At 42.7% G+C, this 2151-nt stretch carries 1 protein-coding gene and 1 pseudogene; one reads left to right on the top strand and one right to left on the bottom strand.

Annotated elements, in window-relative coordinates:
- The first annotated feature begins 191 nt into the window (after nucleotides 1–191).
- A complete protein-coding gene (locus B9J84_RS03370; protein WP_404206237.1) occupies nucleotides 192–1427 on the top strand; it encodes an aromatic amino acid transport family protein in 1236 nt (411 codons plus the stop codon).
- A 35-nt stretch (nucleotides 1428–1462) separates the two neighbouring features.
- Here the strand turns inward: B9J84_RS03370 and B9J84_RS03365 are convergent.
- Nucleotides 1463–2151, bottom strand: a pseudogene (locus B9J84_RS03365) (non-hemolytic enterotoxin lytic component L1); the annotation flags it as partial.

The raw sequence follows: 2151 nt of genomic DNA, 5'->3' as shown, positions 1-2151 counted from the left end.
CAATAAAATCACACAAAACCAGTTTAATATGCTGTTAATTCGGTGTTTTCATGGTTTTCAATCCAAGCCAAGTCCCTTGATTATAGTGATTATGACCAAGGTCTCAAAATGATCATAATGATTAATAGGAGTAGGATTCGCGACATTATTATTTTTATATAAGTGAAAAAGCAGTGAAAGACACTAAGGAAATGGCTCATTTTAGTCATGTTCAGATTTCCAATTGGACTAAACACGACACCTATTGGCTACTCAGTTTATTTGGTACGGCCGTTGGGGCTGGCATTCTATTTTTGCCAATCAACATTGGGCTAGGTGGTTTCTGGCCATTAGTGTTAATGGTCTTACTCGCTTTTCCGATGACTTATCTCTCTCATCGTGGTCTTGCTCGTTTTGTTCTCTCATCGCGCCGTCCTAATGCTGATTTTACCGACGTTGTTGAAGAACACTTTGGCCAAAGGGCTGGTCGCTTGATCTCTTTGCTGTATTTCCTCTCTATTTTCCCAATCTTACTGATTTACGGTGTAGGTCTAACTAACACGGTTGATAGCTTTTTGGTTAATCAAGCGCAGATGGTCGCTCCCCCTCGGGTGCTGCTTTCTGGTGGCTTAGTCTTTGCGTTAATTGCCATTATGCTGGGTGGCGAGAAGATCATGTTGCGCGCTTTTGCTGTTATGGTTTATCCATTGGCGGCTATTTTATTATTTCTCTCGCTCTATTTGATCCCGTATTGGTCAGTGCCGTCATTAGTATTGCCGCAAACGAGTGATTTCTTACACACAGTGTGGTTAGCCATTCCTGTCGTGGTGTTTTCTTTTAGCCACGCAGCGGCGATCTCAAGTTTTGCCAATGTTCAACGTCGTCATTATGGCGCGCTAGCGGATAAAAAATCAGAGCAGATTCTGCGTTACACCAGTCTTGTATTAATTCTGTTTGTCTTGTTGTTCGTGTTCTCTTGCGTATTGGCTTTATCACCAGAGGCATTGCAAGAAGCAAAAGTGCAAAATATTTCAGTGCTGACTTACCTTGCCAATGTCACAGATAATCCCTTTATCGCCACTCTAGGCCCTTTAGTGGCGTTTATTGCCATTACCTCTTCCTTTTTAGGGCATTTCCTTGGTGCGCGAGAAAGCCTGACTGGGCTGTTGTGTAAAAACTTTGGCCTGTCATTGCGTCTTGCTGGGCGATTCACCATTGCGATTTTGTTTGTCACGATTTGGATTGTCGCGATACTCAACCCCAGCATTCTGGGAATGATGGAAGCGTTTTCAGGCCCCGTGATCGCTATGATTCTGTTTATTATGCCGATGATTGCTGTATTCAAAGTGCCATCGCTGGCGAAGTATCAACAGCAGATGAGTACACCCTTTGTCATGGTAATAGGGTTATTGGCGGTATCGGCATTGCTTTATAATTTGCTCAATTAAATCAGCCATTGGCTCCGTCACTGGAGCCAAATCAATTACTTGATTTGAGCTTTTGTTATTTGAGGTTGTGCATTATTGAGCGTTGATGCTACCTCCAGAATATCTTGCCACTCATTGTAAGCTGATTGGTACCAAACTTGCTCCAGAATGACCGCTTGTGAATCTTGTGCTTTGGTAAGGTTAGAAACGACGTTGTTGGTTTCATTGTATAAACTGAGCACCGTGGTTTGAAGTGTATCTAAGGATCGGCTGATCGCCGCACAATCGTTGTTAACTTGATCGACACTTAGCAATAGGGCATTGAGAGACGCGATTTGTTGTTGATCTTGAGAGAGCGTTTGTTGATCGTGGTTGATGGTATTTAAAGATGATTGGATATCGCTTTGCAGGCTAGATATTTCACTTTGTGCTTCTACAATAGAGCTAACACCAAACCCTGCCAATATCAAAGAACCTCCCAGTGTAAACGGAGCAAGCACCACGCCAAAAATCGTTTCAAATATCCCTTTCTTACGCTGCGATTGAGCATTCGCAATGGCGGTTTTAAATGCTGCTATCTGCTGTTTCATTAGATCAATTTGGGCGTTAGTGGCGATAATTTCTGCTTGGATGGAAACTTCTTCTTGCTGGATCTGTGCAATAGTTTGTTGCAATGTGTTATGAGCATCTTCCACTTGGCGAGCCCAAGCATTCAATCCCTCATCATAACGTTTTATATTTGATG

The organism is Vibrio sp. V03_P4A6T147 (genome assembly GCF_002241085.1).
GTDB lineage: Bacteria > Pseudomonadota > Gammaproteobacteria > Enterobacterales > Vibrionaceae > Vibrio > Vibrio anguillarum.
The sequence above is the reverse complement of the archived record's forward strand: the minus strand, read 5'-3'. Positions and strand labels throughout refer to the sequence as shown.

Excerpts from the sequence above, each read along its gene's own strand:
- B9J84_RS03370 (WP_404206237.1), top strand. The coding sequence starts at position 192 with ATGGCTCATTTTAGTCATGTTCAGATTTCCAATTGGACTAAACACGAC.